General features: G+C 55.3%; 16 protein-coding genes and 1 riboswitch. Of the genes, 7 read left to right on the top strand and 9 right to left on the bottom strand.

What is annotated here, in order from left to right; genetic code table 11:
- Positions 1–140: 140 nt before the first annotated feature.
- Together murI and btuB are read right to left on the bottom strand one after the other, a co-directional pair.
- The gene (gene murI, locus CMQ96_RS25290) at positions 141–995 is read right to left on the bottom strand and encodes a glutamate racemase (RefSeq protein ID WP_024360568.1); all 855 of its coding nucleotides are present in this window, start codon (positions 993–995) and stop codon (positions 141–143) included.
- The gene (btuB, locus tag CMQ96_RS25285) at positions 940–2808 is read right to left on the bottom strand and encodes a TonB-dependent vitamin B12 receptor BtuB (protein WP_029669986.1); all 1869 of its coding nucleotides are present in this window, start codon (positions 2806–2808) and stop codon (positions 940–942) included. The genes murI and btuB overlap by 56 nt, the downstream gene beginning before the upstream one ends.
- Positions 2809–2872: 64 nt before the next feature.
- A riboswitch (cobalamin riboswitch) is annotated at positions 2873–3055 on the bottom strand.
- A gap of 117 nt (positions 3056–3172) precedes the next feature.
- Here btuB and trmA point away from each other — a divergent pair.
- Positions 3173–4273 (top strand): tRNA (uridine(54)-C5)-methyltransferase TrmA, encoded by a 1101-nt coding sequence (gene trmA / locus CMQ96_RS25280; RefSeq protein ID WP_082237990.1) that lies wholly within the window; start codon positions 3173–3175, stop codon positions 4271–4273.
- Positions 4274–4319: 46 nt separating this feature from the next.
- Here the strand turns inward: trmA and CMQ96_RS25275 are convergent, their stop codons facing one another.
- Both CMQ96_RS25275 and fabR read right to left on the bottom strand, forming a co-directional pair.
- Positions 4320–4679 carry a YijD family membrane protein gene (locus CMQ96_RS25275; RefSeq protein ID WP_004127333.1) on the bottom strand — a complete coding sequence of 120 codons (360 nt, stop codon included), beginning with the start codon at positions 4677–4679 and terminating at the stop codon, positions 4320–4322.
- 15 nt (positions 4680–4694) lie between these two features.
- Positions 4695–5330: an HTH-type transcriptional repressor FabR gene (gene fabR, locus CMQ96_RS25270; protein WP_004107582.1), complete on the bottom strand. Its 636-nt coding sequence runs from the start codon at positions 5328–5330 to the stop codon at positions 4695–4697.
- A gap of 196 nt (positions 5331–5526) precedes the next feature.
- Here fabR and sthA point away from each other — a divergent pair, with 196 nt between their 5' ends.
- The gene (gene sthA, locus CMQ96_RS25265) at positions 5527–6927 is read left to right on the top strand and encodes a Si-specific NAD(P)(+) transhydrogenase (protein WP_004116922.1); all 1401 of its coding nucleotides are present in this window, start codon (positions 5527–5529) and stop codon (positions 6925–6927) included.
- Here sthA and oxyR read toward each other — a convergent pair.
- The 4 genes from oxyR to argC all read right to left on the bottom strand — a co-directional run bounded on the left by oxyR (position 6910) and on the right by argC (position 11335).
- Complete coding sequence (gene oxyR / locus CMQ96_RS25260) at positions 6910–7827, bottom strand: DNA-binding transcriptional regulator OxyR (protein ID WP_004127331.1); 918 nt, start codon at positions 7825–7827, stop codon at positions 6910–6912. The two genes, sthA and oxyR, sit on opposite strands and share 18 nt — an antisense overlap.
- 269 nt (positions 7828–8096) lie before the next feature.
- Complete coding sequence (argH, locus tag CMQ96_RS25250; protein WP_004870563.1) at positions 8097–9470, bottom strand: argininosuccinate lyase; 1374 nt, start codon at positions 9468–9470, stop codon at positions 8097–8099.
- Between the two features lie 77 nt (positions 9471–9547).
- Positions 9548–10324 (bottom strand): acetylglutamate kinase, encoded by a 777-nt coding sequence (gene argB / locus CMQ96_RS25245; RefSeq protein ID WP_086544362.1) that lies wholly within the window; start codon positions 10322–10324, stop codon positions 9548–9550.
- A gap of 6 nt (positions 10325–10330) precedes the next feature.
- Complete coding sequence (gene argC / locus CMQ96_RS25240; protein ID WP_004870566.1) at positions 10331–11335, bottom strand: N-acetyl-gamma-glutamyl-phosphate reductase; 1005 nt, start codon at positions 11333–11335, stop codon at positions 10331–10333.
- A gap of 184 nt (positions 11336–11519) precedes the next feature.
- On the opposite strand from argC, the gene argE reads away from it, so the two are divergent.
- Both argE and ppc read left to right on the top strand, forming a co-directional pair.
- Positions 11520–12671 (top strand): acetylornithine deacetylase, encoded by a 1152-nt coding sequence (gene argE / locus CMQ96_RS25235; RefSeq protein ID WP_004127321.1) that lies wholly within the window; start codon positions 11520–11522, stop codon positions 12669–12671.
- A 254-nt stretch (positions 12672–12925) separates the two neighbouring features.
- A complete protein-coding gene (ppc, locus tag CMQ96_RS25230) occupies positions 12926–15577 on the top strand; it encodes a phosphoenolpyruvate carboxylase (protein WP_049130108.1) in 2652 nt (883 codons plus the stop codon).
- A gap of 97 nt (positions 15578–15674) precedes the next feature.
- On the opposite strand, the gene zinT is transcribed toward ppc, so the two are convergent.
- The gene (gene zinT, locus CMQ96_RS25225; protein WP_004870571.1) at positions 15675–16322 is read right to left on the bottom strand and encodes a metal-binding protein ZinT; all 648 of its coding nucleotides are present in this window, start codon (positions 16320–16322) and stop codon (positions 15675–15677) included.
- Between the two features lie 151 nt (positions 16323–16473).
- Here zinT and CMQ96_RS25220 point away from each other — a divergent pair, with 151 nt between their 5' ends.
- From CMQ96_RS25220 to CMQ96_RS25210, 3 genes are all read left to right on the top strand, one after another.
- Positions 16474–17337 carry an AraC family transcriptional regulator gene (locus CMQ96_RS25220; protein WP_098067515.1) on the top strand — a complete coding sequence of 288 codons (864 nt, stop codon included), beginning with the start codon at positions 16474–16476 and terminating at the stop codon, positions 17335–17337.
- 205 nt (positions 17338–17542) lie between these two features.
- Positions 17543–18205, top strand: coding sequence for a fructose-6-phosphate aldolase (gene fsa / locus CMQ96_RS25215; RefSeq protein WP_004107558.1), 663 nt, complete (start codon positions 17543–17545; stop codon positions 18203–18205).
- Positions 18206–18261: 56 nt separating this feature from the next.
- Entirely contained in the window at positions 18262–19365 is a 1104-nt protein-coding gene (locus tag CMQ96_RS25210; RefSeq protein ID WP_024360572.1) for a glycerol dehydrogenase, read from the top strand.
- Positions 19366–19491 lie beyond the last annotated feature (126 nt).

Raw genomic sequence — 19491 nt, 5'->3', positions numbered from 1 at the left:
ATTCATCGCTGAATCCCGCTGACCCGGCGGCTTGCGTGCCGTTGTTCCGTGTCAGTGGAGGCGCATTATAGGGAGTTCTGAGACGTTGACAAGCCCTGTTTTCAAAAAATCTTTCAACCGTCTCTTTTTTGTGCAAAACGCTATGAAAGCGGTAATTTTTCCAGCGATTCGAAGCCGTAGCGCCGCAAAACGCTCAAAAGCTGTTCGGTTTCAGGCGTCAGCGCCATACAGTAGGCAATATTGGCATCACTCGATTTTGCGTCAGGCGCTTCGTGCTCTAATAGCCAGGCCGTGCGACGCGCAATCGCCGCCCCGGAGTCGATCATTCTCGTCCCTTCCGGCAGAACCTGCTGCAGCTCTTCCTGTAATAGAGGGAAATGCGTACACCCCAGCACAACCGTATCAGGCGGTTCCTGCATTCGCAGCCAGGGACGCAGGATACGCCGCAGTTCATCCAGCGGGACCGGCTCACCGTGGAGCTTAGCCTCCGCCAGCTCCACCAGCTCTGCCGACCCCAGCATTTCGATTTTGCATTCATTCGCAAAGCGGGAGATCAGTTCGCGCGTATAAGGACGTTTTACCGTTCCGCGCGTTGCCAGCAGGCCAACAACGCCATTCGCCGTTAAGCGTGCCGCGGGTTTTATCGCCGGAACGACGCCGACAACCGGAAAGGCGAATTTATCGCGTAATGCGGGGAGGGAAACGGTACTTGCGGTGTTACAGGCAATAACGGCCAGCGCCAGTGGATAGCGCTGCTGAACTGCGGTAACGATCTCAAGGACGCGTTCAACAATAAACGCTTCGCTCTTCTCGCCGTACGGGAAAGCAACGTTGTCGAAAGCGTAGATATAATGCAGATCCGGCAGAAGCTGCCGAATCTCGTTGTAAACCGACAGCCCACCGACGCCGGAATCAAACACCAGCACGGTGGGACGTGGATCAGAAGGTGTAGCTGCCAGACAAGTAGTATTCTCGTCCTGCAGTTTGGTAGCCATAAGCTGTCTCGTAATCTTTATCGAACAGGTTAGCTATTTTACCACGAACTGTCAGGCGATCGGTGATCGGATACGATGCAGAAACGTCTACCGTGCTGTAGCTCGGCAAAATCCTTTGCGTATTGTTGTACTGGGAGGTGTTGTTATCGTAGCGCTTCCCATAATACTGCCAGGACACATCCATATCGACATCAAACACGGACCAGTCCAGCTGATACTTTGCCTGTCGTTTAGAACGTCGGGCCAGCACTTCACCGTTATCATCGTTACGCGGATCGACATACTGCAGCGTTACGCGATGGCTGAAAATACCGGTGTCGACACTTCCCGTCCACTCCACGCCTTTAATCGTCGCGGCATTAATATTGTCGTACTCCCCTTCATAGGTGACAGGATCGGAGTAATAGGTAATCAGATTAGTAATCTTGTAATGGTACGCGGACAAGCGCCAGTCCACGGGACCAGTGAGCCCTTCCAGCCCCGCTTCCCACTGCTTCGACTCTTCAGGCTTCAGGTTGGGATTCGCGTTGATACCAAATCGGGTCGAACCAAACTGTTGCCCTAACGAAGGCGCAAGGAAGCCGGTACCGTAGCCGAGGGTCAGGCGATAGTTTTCGACAAATTCCCAGCCTGCGGTCGTCTGCCAGGTACCGTGCCAGCCAAACTGCTCATCGTGGTCTTCACGCCCGGAAGCTTCGAGGGTCACATCGCCAAACTGCTGCTGGCCCGTCAGATATAACCCCGTATTGTCACGTTTATAGGTATCCGACATCGTCGTGTCTGATGACGTTAACCGCTGCTGCTGCCAGTCCACCCCTGCGCTGACAGAACCATGACCCACAATAACGTTATTGCCCCACTGCAGGTTACGCTGCGTCATCCTGTCGAGCGTCGTCCCATCATTATAACGCCCATAAATACTGCTGTAGTTATAGTCCTTTACCTTCTGATAGCTGGCGATAAGCTGAGAGGAGTAGATACCGGAATTAAAGTTCAGCCCCGCATCCCAGCTTTGGTTATAGAGCTGGCTTTCATCGGCGCTGTAGGCCGGGCTATACGGCGGGCTTCCAAGATCGTAATCAGAGTTGTTGGTATAGCTGTGTCCGCGGAAGAAACCGTCAAAATTCTCGTTAAATTTATGCTCGAGGCTGCCCCAAAACGTTTTATTACGAAAACCGTCGCGATCGCCGTCGTGCTCCCAGGTTGAACCCGGCTGAACGTTGAAGCCTTTATTACCCTCATAGGAGCCCGCAACCGTCGCCACCGTATCGCCAAAGCGATGGCGCAGGGTGCCGTCATATTGTTGGTAACCTTTAGAACCTACCCCAGCGGTAATTTTGGATTGTTCTTTATCAGAATGCGTAATGACGTTAATCACCCCGCCCATAGCCCCGGATCCATAAATCGCCGAACGCGGGCCACGGATATATTCGACGCGCTGCACCAGTGATAAAGGGATCTGATTCAAATCAGGGTTGTTTGTAATTCCAGGTCGGGCCATGGGAACGCCGTCAACCAGCACCAGTACCTGTTTGGCTTCAGTACCACGGATAAACAGAGAGGAAGATTGCCCCATGCCGCCATTTTGCGCGACGTCCACGCCAGGCAATCGGCGCATCACATCGTTCAAATCTTTCGCCTGCCAGCGCTCGATATCTTCCCGGGTAACCACATCAGTCGGCGCAAGGACCGTATTGACCGGCTGTTGAAAACGGTTTGCTGTGACCACTAACGTATCTGAATTGCTGTCCTGCGCCCAGCCGGAAAATGCCGTGACGGAGAGCGCCGTCATCAGCGAAGCTTTTTTAATCATTTTAAAGCATCCGTAATAAACAAAGGATGCCGCCGGCTCTATCAGTAGCACGCGATGATAGAAACCAAATGCGACGTATTCCGGCAGGTCTTCGGGCTTGGAGTGTTTGATGGATGAGGACTTCCCGCTAAATAACCGCAGTGTCTGCATAATGCGCTCATCCCACTTTTCCTTACCGCTGCGCGTCAGCTCCAGATTTACACTGGATTCCCTATTAACTCATAGGACCGGTAGCACGATGCTATAATCAGAAACATATAGATGTCCAGACTTCTACCGTTATATTTCCTTATATCATCAGGGCTGGACATCCCCGGCGCTTTCCCTACAATCCCCCGCGTACTTATTTTATTCAGGATGCACCATGACCCCCGAACACCTTCCTACCGAACAATATGAAGCGCAGCTGGCAGAAAAAGTCGTCCGTTTGCAGAAAATGATGGCGCCTTTCAGCGCCCCGGTTCCGGAAGTGTTTCGTTCGCCGGTCAGCCACTATCGTATGCGCGCAGAGTTCCGTCTGTGGCACGATGGCGACGATCTGTACCACATTATGTTCGATCAGCAGACCAAATCCCGTATCCGCGTCGATACCTTCCCGGCCGCCAGCGAGTTGATTAATCAGCTGATGGCCGCGGTGATTGAAGGCGTACGCGATAACCCGGTACTGCGTCATAAACTGTTTCAGGTGGATTATCTGACCACCCTGAGTAATCAGGCCGTGATATCACTGCTGTATCATAAGAAGCTTGACGACGAATGGCGTCAGCAGGCTGAGCGCTTCCGCGATGCGCTGCGGGCGCAAAATCTGAATGTGCACCTGATTGGCCGCGCCACAAAGACGAAAATCGAGCTGGATCAGGACTATATCGATGAACGTTTGCCAGTTGGCGGGCGCGAAATGATCTATCGTCAGGTTGAGAATAGCTTCACCCAGCCGAACGCGGCGATGAACGTCCAGATGCTGGAGTGGGCTATCGATGCTACCAAAGACGCAACCGGCGACCTGCTTGAGCTGTACTGCGGTAACGGCAACTTTTCGCTGGCGCTGGCGCGTAATTTCGAACGGGTGCTGGCAACGGAAATCGCCAAACCGTCCGTCGCGGCGGCGCAATACAATATTGCAGCGAACCACATTGATAACGTGCAGATTATCCGGATGTCGGCGGAAGAGTTTACCCAGGCGATGAACGGCGTACGGCAGTTTAATCGTCTACAGGGTATCGACCTGAAGAGCTATCAGTGTGAGACGATTTTTGTCGATCCGCCGCGCAGCGGGCTGGATAGCGAGACGGAGAAAATGGTGCAGGCGTACCCGCGTATTCTGTATATCTCCTGCAATCCTGAGACCCTATGCCAGAACCTGGAAACGCTCAGTGAGACCCACGAGATCGCGCGCCTGGCGCTGTTCGACCAGTTCCCGTATACCCATCATATGGAATGCGGCGTGCTGTTGACGAAGAAGTAAAGTCGGGTGAGAAAACCCGGCAACAACGCTGTTGCCGGGGGAAAGATTATTCCGCGACCGCGTTCTTGCGATTGCGCAACTTGTAGCCAATCCAGAACACCATAATCACCGACAGAACCGCCGGGAAGAAGTTAGAGCCGATGTCCGGATATTCCGCGCGCACGACGGTGCTGTAAACCAGCACGCCGAGAATAAAGCAGGCTGCGGCAAGCCCCGGCAAACCCACGGGCATACTACGATTCTGATAGCGCTGATGCAGGCAGTAAACCGTCAGCACCAACGACAAAATAGGGAAGATGGAAAAAGGGACAATGGAGCTGAATAGCGCGGCGAAGGTACCATTAATGGATAAACCTGCGATCAGCGCCAGCAGCAGCGTACCTCTATCTTGTACTGAGTGTTTCATTGCTCGTCCTTCACGTTATTCGGAATGATTTGATATTTTTTCTTGTTCACGGCGATACCAGTAATACGCGCCTTTCGAGATCATTCTGAGCTGCAGCACCAGGCGTTCTTCCAGCTGTCGACGCTGCTCCGGGCCCACATCGAGAGCCTCGGCGCCAGCGCTAAATACGATGGTGACCATAGCTTCAGCCTGCGCTTCGGTAAAGGCGCGCGGCATATGGTTTTCGATTTCTAAATAGTCGGCAAGTTCCGCGATAAAATGCTGAATTTCACGCGCCACGGCGGCGCGAAACGCCGCAGACGTACCGGATCGTTCCCGCAGCAGCAGGCGGAAGGCGTTCGGATTGTTGCCAATAAATTCCATAAAGGTGGAAACAGAGGTGCGAATGACGCTGCCGCCTTTCGCAATACGCTGGCGCGCCTGGCGCATCAGCTGGCGCAGCATAAGCCCGCTTTCATCCACCATGGTCAGACCAAGCTCATCGACATCACGAAAATGGCGATAGAAGGACGTCGGGGCGATCCCCGCTTCCCGCGCAACTTCGCGCAGGCTTAAGCTGGCAAAACTGCGTTCAGCGCTTAGCTGACTAAATGCCGCTTCCACCAGCGAACGCCGGGTTTTTTCTTTTTGTTGCGCTCTTACGCCCATCACGTTGTCTGAATCCTTCCATAAGCCCTTCCGGCACTATACCAGAGATCAGAACCAATCGGTTTACACTGGATTGTGAATGATTGTTTACGAGCTGTTTCTGCTTTTATGCCGCAAAAAAGCACAACGATAATTGGGTTAAAGCGCGGCGAATGTTATCATCGTGTTTATTTTATGTATAAAACAGGTGAGTAATGCCATGTCACACTCTTGGGATTATGATGCAATTGTGATTGGTTCCGGTCCTGGCGGAGAAGGTGCCGCCATGGGGCTGGTGAAACAGGGAGCACGCGTTGCCGTCATTGAGCGCTACCATAACGTCGGCGGCGGTTGTACCCACTGGGGTACCATCCCGTCAAAAGCCCTCCGCCATGCCGTCAGCCGTATTATCGAGTTTAACCAAAATCCCCTCTACAGCGACCATTCCCGTCTTCTTCGTTCTTCCTTCGCCGACATCCTGAACCATGCAGACAGCGTCATTAACCAGCAAACCCATATGCGTCAGGGTTTCTATGAGCGTAACCACTGCGAAATCCTGCAGGGCAATGCCCATTTTGTTGATGAGCACACTATCGCGCTGGAGTGCCACGACGGTACCGTGGAAACGGTGACGGCGGAAAAGTTCGTGATTGCCTGTGGTTCACGCCCGTACCATCCGGCAGACGTCGACTTCCATCACCCGCGCATTTATGACAGTGACTCGATCCTTAGCCTGCACCACGAACCGCGCCATGTGATCATTTATGGGGCCGGGGTGATCGGCTGCGAATATGCATCGATCTTCCGCGGAATGGAAGTGAAGGTGGATCTGATCAACACCCGCGATCGCCTGCTGGCGTTTCTCGATCAGGAAATGTCCGACTCCCTCTCCTATCACTTCTGGAACAGCGGCGTGGTCATTCGCCACAATGAAGAGTACGAAAAGATTGAGGGCGTGGATGATGGCGTCATCATGCACCTGAAATCCGGTAAAAAGCTCAAAGCGGACTGCCTGCTGTACGCTAACGGCCGCACCGGGAATACCGACTCTCTGGCGCTGGAAAATATCGGCCTGCAAACCGATAGCCGCGGTCAGCTGAAGGTCAACAGTATGTATCAAACCGCCCTGCCGCATATTTATGCCGTCGGCGATGTGATTGGCTACCCGAGCCTGGCCTCTGCCGCCTACGACCAGGGGCGCATCGCAGCCCAGGCGCTGGTGAAAGGCGAAGCCTCGGCGCATCTGATTGAAGATATCCCTACCGGTATTTACACCATTCCGGAAATCAGCTCCGTTGGCAAAACCGAGCAGCAACTGACGGCCATGAAAGTGCCTTACGAGGTAGGGCGCGCGCAGTTCAAGCATCTGGCGCGAGCGCAGATTGTCGGCATGAGCGTCGGTACGCTGAAGATCCTGTTTCATCGCGAAACGAAAGAGATCCTTGGGATTCATTGCTTTGGCGAGCGCGCGGCCGAAATCATTCACATCGGCCAGGCGATAATGGAGCAGAAAGGCGGTGGTAACACCATTGAGTACTTCGTTAACACCACCTTTAACTACCCGACGATGGCGGAAGCCTATCGGGTAGCCGCGTTAAATGGCTTAAACCGCCTGTTTTAACGCGGTATCGAAATGGCCATCCATCTTCCCGCGGATGGCCTCTGCCAGATGTTCATAGCGGCTACGCAGCGGCGAACCCGGGCGATAAACCAGCCCCACGGTACGTCTCGGTTCCGGCTTGATACAGGGCACATAGACCACGCCATCGCGCTTTCTCTCCTGCGGCACGGCTAAGGCTGGCAGCAACGTGATGCCGCTACCGGCAGCCACCATGTTACGCAACGTTTCGAGGCTGGTCGCCCGGAAATGCGTATCTTCATCGGCGCCCGCTTCAAAGCAAAAACCCATCGCCTGATCGCGCAGGCAGTGGCCGTCTTCCAGCATCAGCAGCTTTTCACCGGCCAGGTCCGACATCGGCACGCACTCGCGGTTCGCCCACGGGTGATCTTCGTAAATAGCCAGCATCATGGGCTCATCAAACAGCGGCACCTCAATAAACGCTTCGCTCTCTTTGACCAGCGCCAGAATCGCGCAGTCGAGCTTACCGCTATCAAGCTGCGCTAAAAGCTGATGGGTTTGTGCTTCATGCAGGTACATTTCCAGCTTGGGAAAGGTCTGATGCAGCATCGGGATAATCAACGGCAGCAGATAAGGGCCAATCGTCGGGATCAGCCCAATATGCAGCGGCCCGGACATGGTCTCTCCCTGCTGGCTTGCCATTTCCTTCAGCACTTTGACTTCGCGTAGCACGGTACGCGCCTGATCCACCAGCAGCAGCCCTGCCTGGGTGAACAGAACCTTACGGCTGGTGCGTTCCAGCAACATCACGCCGAGCTCATCCTCCAGCTTACGGATTTGCCCGCTAAGCGTAGGTTGGCTGACGTGGCAAGAATCCGCCGCACGGCGGAAGTGGCGGTGTTCGGCTAGCGCTACCAGATATTCAAGATCGCGAATATTCATTATTCATCCTCCATCGCCACGATAGTCCATGGCGATAGATAGAATAGCAACGAACGATTATCCCTATCAAGGTTTCTGTTCAATAATAAACCCATAAATGAGGAAAACTGCAGAAAATCATCGCGCTTCCTCAACAGTTTTCTACCCGGATAACTAAAGCCAACGTGAACTTTTGCGGACCTTGTGTCCGCTTTTTTTTGGCATAAAAAAAGCCCGGGCGTTGCCCGAGCTTCATATATTGACCACCTTACAGGCAGCCCGCAGACGACTCAAACCAGGCGCTGTTTAGCGTCGGCAATCGCCTGAGCAACCTGCTGAGGAGAAACGCCGCCTTTAGCCGCACGCTTATCCAGACACGACTGCAGCGACAGGATTGGATAGACATCCTCGGCGATAACGCGGCTAAATTTCTGTAAATCGGCCAGGGGCAGATCTTCCAGCGGCTTGCCCTGGGCAATGGCCTCGACCACCGCTTCACCGACAATATGGTGCGCTTCACGGAACGGCACGCCTTTAGCAACCAGATAATCCGCCAGTTCGGTGGCATTCGCATAACCCTGCTGCGCCGCTTCTTCGCAGCGCGGGCGTTTTACCTGAATACCGTCGAGCACCAGCGCCGCCATATGCAGGCAGTCGAGCCAGGTATCAAGCGCGTCAAACAGCCCTTCTTTATCTTCCTGCATATCTTTATTGTAGGCCAGCGGCAACCCCTTGAGGGTCATCATCATGCCGGTCAGCGCGCCCTGCACGCGGCCGCATTTACCGCGGATCAGCTCCAGCGCATCCGGGTTTTTCTTCTGCGGCATCAGGGATGAGCCAGAAGTCACGCGGTCAGAAAGCTCAACAAAGCCCGCTTCGCCGGTATTGAAGAAGATCAGATCTTCGGCAAAACGCGACAGGTGGACCATACCGATTGAGGCATCGGACAGCAGTTCCAGTACGTGATCGCGATCGGACACGCTGTCCAGGCTATTGCGGGTCGCCGATGCGAAGCCCAGCCAGCCGGCAAGCTGTTCACGATCGATTTCATAGGCGGTACCCGCCAGCGCTCCGCAGCCCAGCGGGCTGACGTCCAGACGTTTAAGCGCATCCTGCAGACGGCTTTCATCACGCGCCAGCATTTCGACATAGGCCAGACACCAGTGGGCGAACGTCACCGGCTGCGCGCGCTGCAGGTGAGTATAGCCCGGCATGACGGCGTCCTGGTTATTCTCCGCCGTCTCGACCAGCGCGCTTTGTAGCTGACGATTCGCCGACAGCAGTTCCACAACGGTATCTTTGCACCACAGCTTCAGGTCGGTCGCCACCTGGTCATTACGGCTACGCCCGGTGTGCAGCTTTTTGCCCAGCTGGCCGACTTTGTCGATCAGCTTACCTTCCACCCAGCTATGAATATCTTCCGCATCGCTTTCGAGGATCTGCTGCGGGTTAGCCCGCACGTCTTCCAGCAGAATGTTCAGCGCCTCTTCCAGCTGCTGTTGTTCATCAGCAGTCAAAACACCCACCGTCACCAGCGCTTTGGACCAGGCGACAGAGCCAACGATATCCTGCTCCGCCAGGCGATAGTCAAAGCGCAAAGAGTCGTTGAACTGTTTGAACCGCTGATCCGCTGCCTGAGTAAAACGCCCACCCCAAAGTGCCATAACATGCTTCCTTAATATCTTTGAATTTTATTGCCCGGCGGCGCTGCGCTTACCGGGCCGACAAAATGATAAATTGATTATGCCAGAATACGCGTGCCGATCGGCGTGCCGTTAAACAGCGCCGGAAGCTGCTCCGCGTGGCGCCAGGAGGCGATATCGACCGGGCGGCCTAATGTCCGCGCCGCGTCCAGGGCCGCATTCACTTTGACGATCATGCCGTCGGTGATAATGCCCTGCTCGATCAGCTGTTCAGCCTTCTCGGCGGTCATTTCCGCAATGCGCTGCCCTTTGCCATCAAGAATGCCGCTCACGTCAGACAGCAGAATCAGGTCTGCGCCGAGCGTTGCCGCCAGCGCGGTCGCCGCCTGGTCGGCGTTGACGTTCATCAACTCGCCTTCATCGGTGACGCCGATGGAGCTAACGACCGGCATATAACCGCCCGCCAGCAGCGTGTTAATCAGCGCCGGAGAACCCGGCTGAGCGAATCCGACATGACCGAGCTCTTCATCAAGCTGCGTCACTTTGACGCTATCGCCGTCGCCGAGGAATAGCCCAACGGCAGCCAGGCCGTGCTTCTTCGCCCATGCCAGCAGCGTTTTATTGGCAGTTCCCGCCAGCGCGCCGGTAATAATGTCGATCTGATCCGCCGGCGTGACCCGCAGACCGTTTTTCTTATTTACCGGCAGGTTGAGCTGCTTCATGAGCTCATCCACCACGCAGCCGCCGCCGTGCACAATAATCAGCGGGCGCTGATGGGATTCGCGGTAGTTCACCAGCGCCGTAAACAGGCGCTCCAGCGCTTCTTCGCTATCCAGCAGGACGCCGCCGAGTTTGATAATTAAAGGATTCATCATCACACCTTAAATAAGAGACTGCGTCTCAGCGAAGCCGAAACGAATATTAGCGCACTGCACGGCCTGCGCGGCCGCGCCTTTCAGCAGGTTGTCTTCCGCCGCCACCACGATGATGTGTTCATCCTGGACCGCAAAACCGATATCACAGAATGGCAGACCCACGACATTTTTCAATGCAGGGACACCTTTATCGTATAAACGTACCAGCGGTTTATCCGCATAGGCCTGCTGGAACACCGCCGCGACCTGCTCTTTGCTCACGCCGGGCTTCAGACGGCAGGTAATGGTCTCCAGAATCCCACGCTTAAAATTGCCCAGATGCGGGGTAAAAATCACATCCGCGCCCAGGTGGGTTGAAATTTCCGGGTGATGACGGTGGTTGAAAACGCCGTAAGGTTGCAGGCTGACTTCGCAGAAGCTATTGCCGATAGAGGCTTTACGCCCGGCACCGCTGACCCCGCTGGTCGCGTTGATCACCGGCCACTGGTTAAGATCCAGCAGCCCCGCGTCGATCAGCGGTTTTAACGACAGCTGAGCCGCCGTCGGGTAGCAGCCCGGTACGGCGATCAGATTGGCTTCTTTTAGCTTTTCGACGCTCCACTCGGCCAGGCCGTAAACCGCCTGCTCCAGCAGTTCAGGATGCTGATGAGTGAAACCGTAATATTTTTCATAGAAGGCGCCGTCATTCACGCGAAACGCCCCGGAGAGATCGAACACGACGCAGCCAGCGGCGAGGAACTGCGGCGCCAGGTCATGGCTGACCTCGTGCGCGGTAGCCAGAAAAACGACATCGACTCCGGCGCTAAACTCGCTGATATCGGACATCGGCTGCAGCGGCAGATCGACAATGCCTTTCAGCTGCGGATGCAAATCGGAAACTAATTTTCCCGCATCATTGCTTTGCGCGGAGACCGTCAATGCGGTTATGGTCATATGAGGATGGCGATTTACATAGGCCACTAGCTCTGCGCCGGCATAACCGCTGGCGCCCACAATCAGCGTGTTCAACATTGGGGCTCTTCACCTTCTTGCTTACGTATATTTGCCCTGGAAGACCGTTGCCTTCCCCACCCTGTTGAGCCGTAAGAGCATCATCCTTACATTCGATGGGTTTTCTTACGCTCAACGATAATGTATTTTTATTCACAAATAATGCATGAATATTGATACTATCACGACCCGAGGTGTGTCAACAATGAAAAACAAATTACCGCCCTTTATCGAGATTTACCGCGCGCTGATCGCCACACCCTCCATCAGCGCAACCGAAGAGGCGTTGGATCAAAGCAATGAGTCTTTAATCAATTTACTGGCTGGCTGGTTCCGCGATATCGGCTTTAATGTTGAAGTTCAGCCAGTCCCGGACACGCGCAATAAATTCAACCTGCTGGCCAGCAGCGGCCACGGCGCTGGCGGCCTGCTGCTTGCCGGGCACACCGATACCGTCCCGTTTGATGATGGCCGCTGGACCCGCGACCCTTTTACCCTGACCGAGCACGACAATAAGCTGTATGGTCTCGGCACCGCGGATATGAAAGGCTTCTTCGCTTTTATTCTTGACGCCCTGCGCGACGTTGACGTCACTCAGTTGAAAAAGCCGCTCTATATTCTGGCGACGGCCGATGAAGAGACCAGCATGGCCGGCGCCCGCTACTTCGCCGAGACGACCCAGTTGCGACCGGATTGCGCCATTATCGGCGAGCCCACATCGCTGCAGCCGATACGCGCGCACAAAGGCCACATGTCCAACGCGGTTCGCATTCAGGGGCAGTCGGGCCACTCCAGCGACCCGGCACGCGGCGTCAACGCGATTGAACTGATGCACGACGCCATTGGCCGCATCATGCAGCTGCGCGACGACTTAAAAGAGCGTTATCACTATGCCGCCTTTACCGTTCCCTGGCCGACGCTGAATCTCGGCGCCATCCACGGCGGCGATGCCTCCAACCGCATTTGCGCCTGCTGCGAACTGCATATGGATATTCGTCCGCTGCCTGGAATGACGCTCAACGATCTCAACGGGCTGCTGAACGAGGCGCTGGCGCCGGTGAGCGAGCGCTGGCCTGGCCGCCTGACCGTTTCTGAACTGCATCCGCCGATCCCCGGTTACGAATGTCCGCCGGACCATAAACTGGTTGAGGTCGTAGAAAAACTCCTCGGCGCGCAAACCGACGTGGTGAACTACTGTACCGAAGCGCCGTTTATTCAGACCCTCTGTCCGACGCTGGTATTAGGCCCGGGCTCTATCAACCAGGCCCACCAGCCGGATGAGTACCTGGAAACGCGCTTTATTAAGCCGACCCGCGAGCTCATCACTCAGGTGGTCCACCATTTTTGCTGGCATTAAATACGCATCCTCTCGGGCGATTTCATCGACGCGAGAGGGTGACAATTATCACATTTTCATAAGCAACACTTATCAAGCGACCTCCGAGTTAAATTTCGCAAATTGCCGCCATTTATTCGTTTGCTGAAGCGATTTCGCAACAATTGACGTGGGGGTTTTTACGTGGCTTTATAAAAGACGGTTGCTTATCCACTGCTCAAATTATCGAGCGCCGGATATAACAAAATAAAATGAGATGGGGTGTCTGGGGTAACATGAACGAACAATATTCCGCTTTGCGTAGTAATGTCAGTATGCTCGGTAAGGTGCTGGGCGACACCATCAAGGATGCGCTAGGAGAAAACATTCTTGATCGTGTCGAAACTATCCGTAAGTTGTCCAAATCTTCTCGCGCTGGCAATGAAGCCAACCGCCAGGAACTGCTCACCACGTTGCAAAACTTGTCCAACGACGAGCTGCTGCCGGTGGCGCGCGCCTTTAGCCAGTTTCTGAACCTGGCGAATACCGCTGAGCAATACCACAGCATTTCGCCAAAAGGCGAAGCGGCCAGTAATCCTGAAGTGATTGCCCGCACCCTGAGAAAGCTTAAAGAGCAACCCGACCTCAACGAAACCATTATTAAGCAAGCCGTTGAATCCCTGTCGCTGGAACTGGTGCTGACCGCGCACCCGACCGAAATCACGCGTCGTACGCTGATCCATAAGATGGGTGAAATCAACAGCTGCCTGAAGCAGCTCGATAACAACGACATTGCGGACTATGAACGTCATCAGGTCATGCGCCGTCTGCGCCAGCTGATTGCCCAGTCGTGGCACACCGATGAAATCCGCAAACATCGCCCGACCCCGGTGGATGAAGCGAAATGGGGCTTCGCGGTTGTTGAAAATAGCCTGTGGGAAGGCGTGCCAAACTACCTGCGCGAGCTGAATGAACAGCTGGAAGACAACCTGAACTATCGGCTGCCGGTCGACTTTGTTCCGGTTCGCTTTACTTCCTGGATGGGCGGCGACCGCGACGGCAACCCGAACGTGACCGCCGACATTACCCGCCACGTCCTGCTGCTCAGCCGCTGGAAAGCAACCGATCTGTTCCTGAAAGACGTCCAGGTGCTGATTTCCGAGCTATCGATGGTCGAGTGCACCGATGAGCTGCGCGATCTGGCCGGCGCAGAAGGCGCGCAGGAACCCTATCGTTACCTGATGAAAAAGCTGCGCACGCAGCTGATGGAGACGCAGGCCTGGCTGGAAGCGCGCCTGAAAGGGCAGAAACTGCCGAAACCAGCGGGTCTTATCACGCAAAACGAGCAGCTGTGGGAACCGCTTTACGCCTGTTACCAGTCGCTACAAGCCTGCGGTATGGGCATTATCGCCAATGGCGAGCTGCTCGACACCCTGCGCCGCGTAAAAGCCTTTGGCGTACCGCTGGTGCGTATCGATATCCGTCAGGAAAGTACCCGCCACACCGAAGCGCTGGGCGAAATGACCCGCTATCTCGGCATCGGCGACTATGAAAGCTGGTCAGAAGCCGATAAACAGGCCTTCCTGATCCGCGAACTGAACTCCAAACGCCCTCTGCTGCCGCGCCAGTGGGAGCCAAGCGAAGAAACTCGCGAAGTGCTTGAGACGTGCAAAGTGATCGCCGAAGCGCCGCGCGGCTCGATTGCGGCCTACGTGATTTCGATGGCCAAAACGCCGTCTGACGTCCTGGCTGTGCATCTGCTGCTGAAAGAGGCCGGTATCGGCTTCGCGCTGCCGGTCGCTCCGCTGTTCGAAACCCTGGACGACCTGAATAACGCCGACGACGTCATGACCCAGTTGCTGAATATCGACTGGTATCGCGGCTTTATCCAGGGCAAACAGATGGTCATGATTGGCTACTCCGACTCGGCGAAAGATGCGGGGGTTATGGCCGCTTCCTGGGCGCAGTACCAGGCGCAGGACGCCTTAATTAAGACCTGTGAAAAAGCCGGTATTGAGCTGACCCTGTTCCACGGTCGCGGCGGTTCTATCGGTCGCGGCGGCGCGCCGGCGCACGCGGCCCTGCTCTCTCAGCCTCCGGGAAGCCTGAAAGGCGGCCTGCGCGTCACCGAACAGGGCGAGATGATCCGCTTTAAATACGGCCTGCCGGAAGTCACCATCAGCAGCCTGTCGCTCTATACCAGCGCGATTCTGGAAGCCAACCTGCTGCCGCCGCCGGAGCCCAAAGCGCAATGGCGCGACATCATGGCCGAGCTGTCAGACGTCTCCTGCGAGATGTACCGCGGCTACGTGCGTGAAAATAAAGATTTTGTTCCTTATTTCCGTTCCGCAACGCCGGAGCAGGAGCTGGGTAAACTGCCGCTGGGCTCGCGTCCGGCCAAACGTCGCCCGACCGGCGGCGTCGAGTCGCTACGCGCCATTCCGTGGATCTTCGCGTGGACGCAGAACCGCCTGATGCTGCCAGCCTGGCTGGGCGCCGGCGCCGCGTTGCAAAAAGTCGTCGAAGGCGGCAAGCAGAGCGAGCTGGAAAGCATGTGCCGCGACTGGCCGTTCTTCTCGACCCGCCTCGGCATGCTGGAGATGGTCTACTCAAAAGCCGACCTGTGGCTGGCGGAATATTACGATCAGCGTCTGGTGAAACCAGAACTGTGGAAGCTCGGCGAAGAGCTGCGCAAACTGCTGTCCGCCGATATCAACGTGGTGCTGGCCATCGCCAACGACTCCCACCTGATGGCGGACCTGCCGTGGATCGCGGAGTCTATTCAGTTGCGTAATATCTATACCGACCCGCTGAACGTGCTCCAGGCCGAGCTGCTGCACCGTTCGCGTCTGGCAGAAGAGAAAGGCGAAAAACCGGATCCGCGCGTTGAACAAGCGCTGATGGTCACCATCGCCGGCGTTGCGGCAGGTATGCGTAATACCGGCTAGTTCGCCTTAAGAAACCTGTAGCCCGGCTAAGCGTAGCGCGAGCCGGGTTAAAAACCGTAGCTCCGGTAAGCATCGCGTTTACCGGAGCTATTTTTTATTAGTGGTGCAGCATTTCGTCGACAATCTGCTCTTTATGCAGCGCATAAGGATAGTAGGTTGGCCAGTTATCCATCTCTTTCAGCAGCGCTTCCTGGGACTCATTGCCCATAAAGATGTGGAAATGCTGGGACTTGCGTGGCGCGATGGTGTGATCGCTAAACTGAACAAACTTCGGCGCTTTTGAATCCGCCTGCTGGCATTCGAACAGGTAGCGCACGCCTTTTTTACCGGATGCGTAGGTCAGAATTTTGTAACCGGAATAGCTGTACTTACAGGCGTTGACGGTTTTCCCGACGTGAAACTCCATGACGTTATCCTCGATACCAATCTGGTCGACATCGGTAGCGTAGCCCTTCTTATAATATTCCCGATATTCCGCCACGCTTTTACCGGCCTTTTTGGCCTTCTGCTCCAGAACCGGATCTAAATCCCCGTTCAGCAGATAGGGGTTAACCGACTGCCAGATCCCCTCCCAGTCGCTCAGCGCCCTGTCCTTTACGTCATGGTCAGCAAAAATGCCTTCACTCGCCTTTTGTTCCGCTTCGGTCAGCGCCGGGCCATGACTATGGTGACCGTGGGCAAAGGCCTGGCTGCTCGCCATTACCATGCCAATGCCAAACGCTAGGGCGGAAATCTTTTTGGTCATCACTCTCTCCTGAGTTTATGTTTGCAATAATATGTTACGATATAACATATCAACCAAATCTTACAATACACTTCGCAGAAAAACCGCGCGGCTTTTCCCTCTGCCAGTTTGTTAGGTATGATGAAAAAAGATCGCATTACGCGGAGAGAGAATGGATAGCGACATTAATCAGGTCATTGATTCTTTTGTTAAAGACCCGGCGGTCGTGGGAAAGATTCGCTTTTCCACCGAGACCAGGCCGGCTTCTGAGAATGCGCTATGCGTCGATTTTCCGCGCCTCGAAATCATGCTTACGGGTCAGCTTCACGATCCGGCGATTAAAGCCGATCGCGCCCAGCTCATGCCGCACGATGTGCTGTATATTCCCGCTGGCGGATGGAATGACCCGCAATGGCTGGCGCCCTCCACTCTGCTCACTATCTTATTTGGTAAACAGCAGCTGGAATTCGTCCTGCGCCACTGGGACGGCAGCGCGCTTAACGTGCTGGATAAACAGCAGGTTCCGCGCCGCGGTCCCCGGGTCGGCTCTTTTCTGCTGCAGGCGCTGAATGAAATGCAGATGCAGCCGCGGGAGCAGCACACGGCCCGCTTTATTGTCACCAGCCTGCTCAGCCACTGTGCCGATCTGCTGGGCAGCCAGGTACAAACCTCATCGCGCAGCCAGGCGCTTTTTGAAGCGATTCGTAAGCATATTGACGCCCACTTTGCCGACCCGTTAACCCGGGAGTCGGTGGCGCAGGCGTTTTATCTCTCGCCAAACTATCTATCCCACCTGTTCCAGAAATGCGGGCCAATGGGCTTTAACGAGTATCTGAATCACATCCGCCTGGAGCAGGCCAGAATGCTGTTAAAAGGCCACGATATGAAAGTGAAAGATATCGCCCACGCCTGCGGTTTCGCCGACAGCAACTACTTCTGTCGCCTGTTTCGCAAAAACACCGAACGCTCGCCGTCGGAGTATCGCCGTCAATATCACAGCCAGCTGACGGAAAAAACAGCCCCGGCAAAAAACTAGACTTTTGTGTGTTAAACCTGACTTTTGTGCGCGCTTTTATTCCGGCCTTAATCCGGATGACGGGATAAACGTGATCTAAATCATCCTTACTCATAATGCGTACATTTATCCAGTTTTTGGCAAATTTGTCATCTGGCGACCCTTCGAGTGAAAGCCGTATTCTTACCTCAACGACACTACCGAATTAAGCACTGAGGAAAGCATCATGGAACTCTATCTGGACACCGCAAACGTAGCAGAAGTTGAACGCCTGGCACGTATCTATCCGCTGGCTGGAGTCACCACCAACCCCAGCATTATCGCTGCCGGTAAAACGCCGGTTTGGGATGTTCTGCCGCGCCTGCAAAAAGCCGTCGGCCCGGAAGGTATTTTGTTCGCCCAGACCATGAGCCGCGACGCGCAGGGCATGGTGGAAGAAGCCAAACGCCTGAGCAACGCCGTCCCCGGTATTGTAGTAAAAATTCCGGTGACTGCTGAAGGCCTTGCCGCTATCAAGTTGTTGAAAAAAGAAGGCATCCCTACGCTTGGCACAGCGGTCTACAGCGCCTCTCAGGGTCTGCTGGCCGCGCTCGCTGGGGCAAAATACGTTGCGCCTTACGTGAACCGCGTCGACGCCCAGGGCGGTGACGGCATCCGTATGGTCCAGGAACTGCAATCCCTGCTGGAACTGCATGCGCCGGAAAGCAAAGTGCTGGCCGCCAGCTTTAAGACGCCTCGTCAGGCTCTGGACTGCCTGTTAGCCGGTTGCGAAGCTATTACCCTTCCGTTAGACGTAGCGCAACAAATGCTCGGTACCCCTGCGGTAGAGTCAGCCATTGAGAAGTTTGAGCAGGACTGGAATAACGCCTTTGGAACTCTGAACCTGTAACCCGATCGGCGAGCCGCCCAGGGGGGTGGCATCACGGTCATCCAGGAGGAATAGAAATGGATCGCATTATTCAATCACCCGGTAAGTATATTCAGGGCGCGGACGCAATGACTCGCCTTGGCGGCTACCTCAAACCGCTGGCTGAACGCTGGCTCATCGTTGGCGATAAATTTGTCCTCGGTTTTGCCGAAGAAAAACTGCGTAAAAGCCTGGCGGATGCTGGGCTGGTCGGCGAAATCGCTCCATTTGGCGGTGAATGCTCACACAATGAAATCAATCGCTTGCGTGGTATCGCCGATTCTGCCCAATGCACAGCCGTGCTCGGTATCGGCGGCGGCAAGACGCTGGATACCGCAAAAGCATTAGCACATTTTATGAATCTTCCGGTGGTTATTGCGCCGACGATTGCCTCTACCGATGCGCCGTGCAGCGCACTCTCGGTCATCTATTCCGATGATGGTGAGTTTGATAGCTATCTGATGCTGCCGCGCAACCCGAACATGGTGATTGTTGACACGCAAATCGTTGCTGGGGCCCCGGCACGCCTGCTGGCAGCCGGTATCGGCGATGCGCTGGCGACCTGGTTTGAAGCGCGTGCCTGCTCCCGCAGCGGCGCGACCACCATGGCGGGCGGTAAATGCACCCAGGCGGCGCTGGCGCTGGCTGAACTGTGCTACAACACGCTGATTGAAGAGGGTGAAAAAGCGATGCTGGCGGCAGAGCAGCACGTTGTGACGCCGGCGCTGGAACGGGTGATTGAAGCCAACACCTACCTGAGCGGCGTCGGGTTTGAAAGCGGCGGCCTGGCGGCTGCGCACGCTATCCACAACGGCCTGACCGCGATTCCGGATGCCCATCATTACTACCATGGTGAAAAAGTCGCCTTCGGCACGCTCACGCAGCTGGTTCTGGAAAACGCGCCGGTGGAAGAGATTGAAACGGTGGCAGCGCTGTGCCATAGCGTCGGGCTACCGATCACCCTGGCGCAGCTGGATATTAAAGCCGATATCCCGGGCAAAATGCGTACCGTGGCGGAAGCCGCCTGCGCGGAAGGTGAAACCATCCACAATATGCCCGGCGGCGCGACGCCGGATCAGGTCTATGCGGCGCTTCTGGTGGCCGACCAGTACGGCCAGCGCTTCCTGCAAGAGTGGGAATAACCCCTCCAGACACGTCCGTCTTTTGACGGACGTGTTCTTTTATGTTCCTTTCACGCCCCATTGCCAGCCAAAACGATGTGTTTTATAGTGCGATTTTCCTTTGGGTGAATCGTAGATATGCAGTCA

Source organism: Klebsiella sp. MBT K-1, from assembly GCF_002556465.1.
Classification (GTDB): Bacteria; Pseudomonadota; Gammaproteobacteria; order Enterobacterales; family Enterobacteriaceae; genus Klebsiella; species Klebsiella grimontii.
Note: the sequence above shows the minus strand (reverse complement) of the source record. Positions and strands in the feature narration are given on the sequence as shown.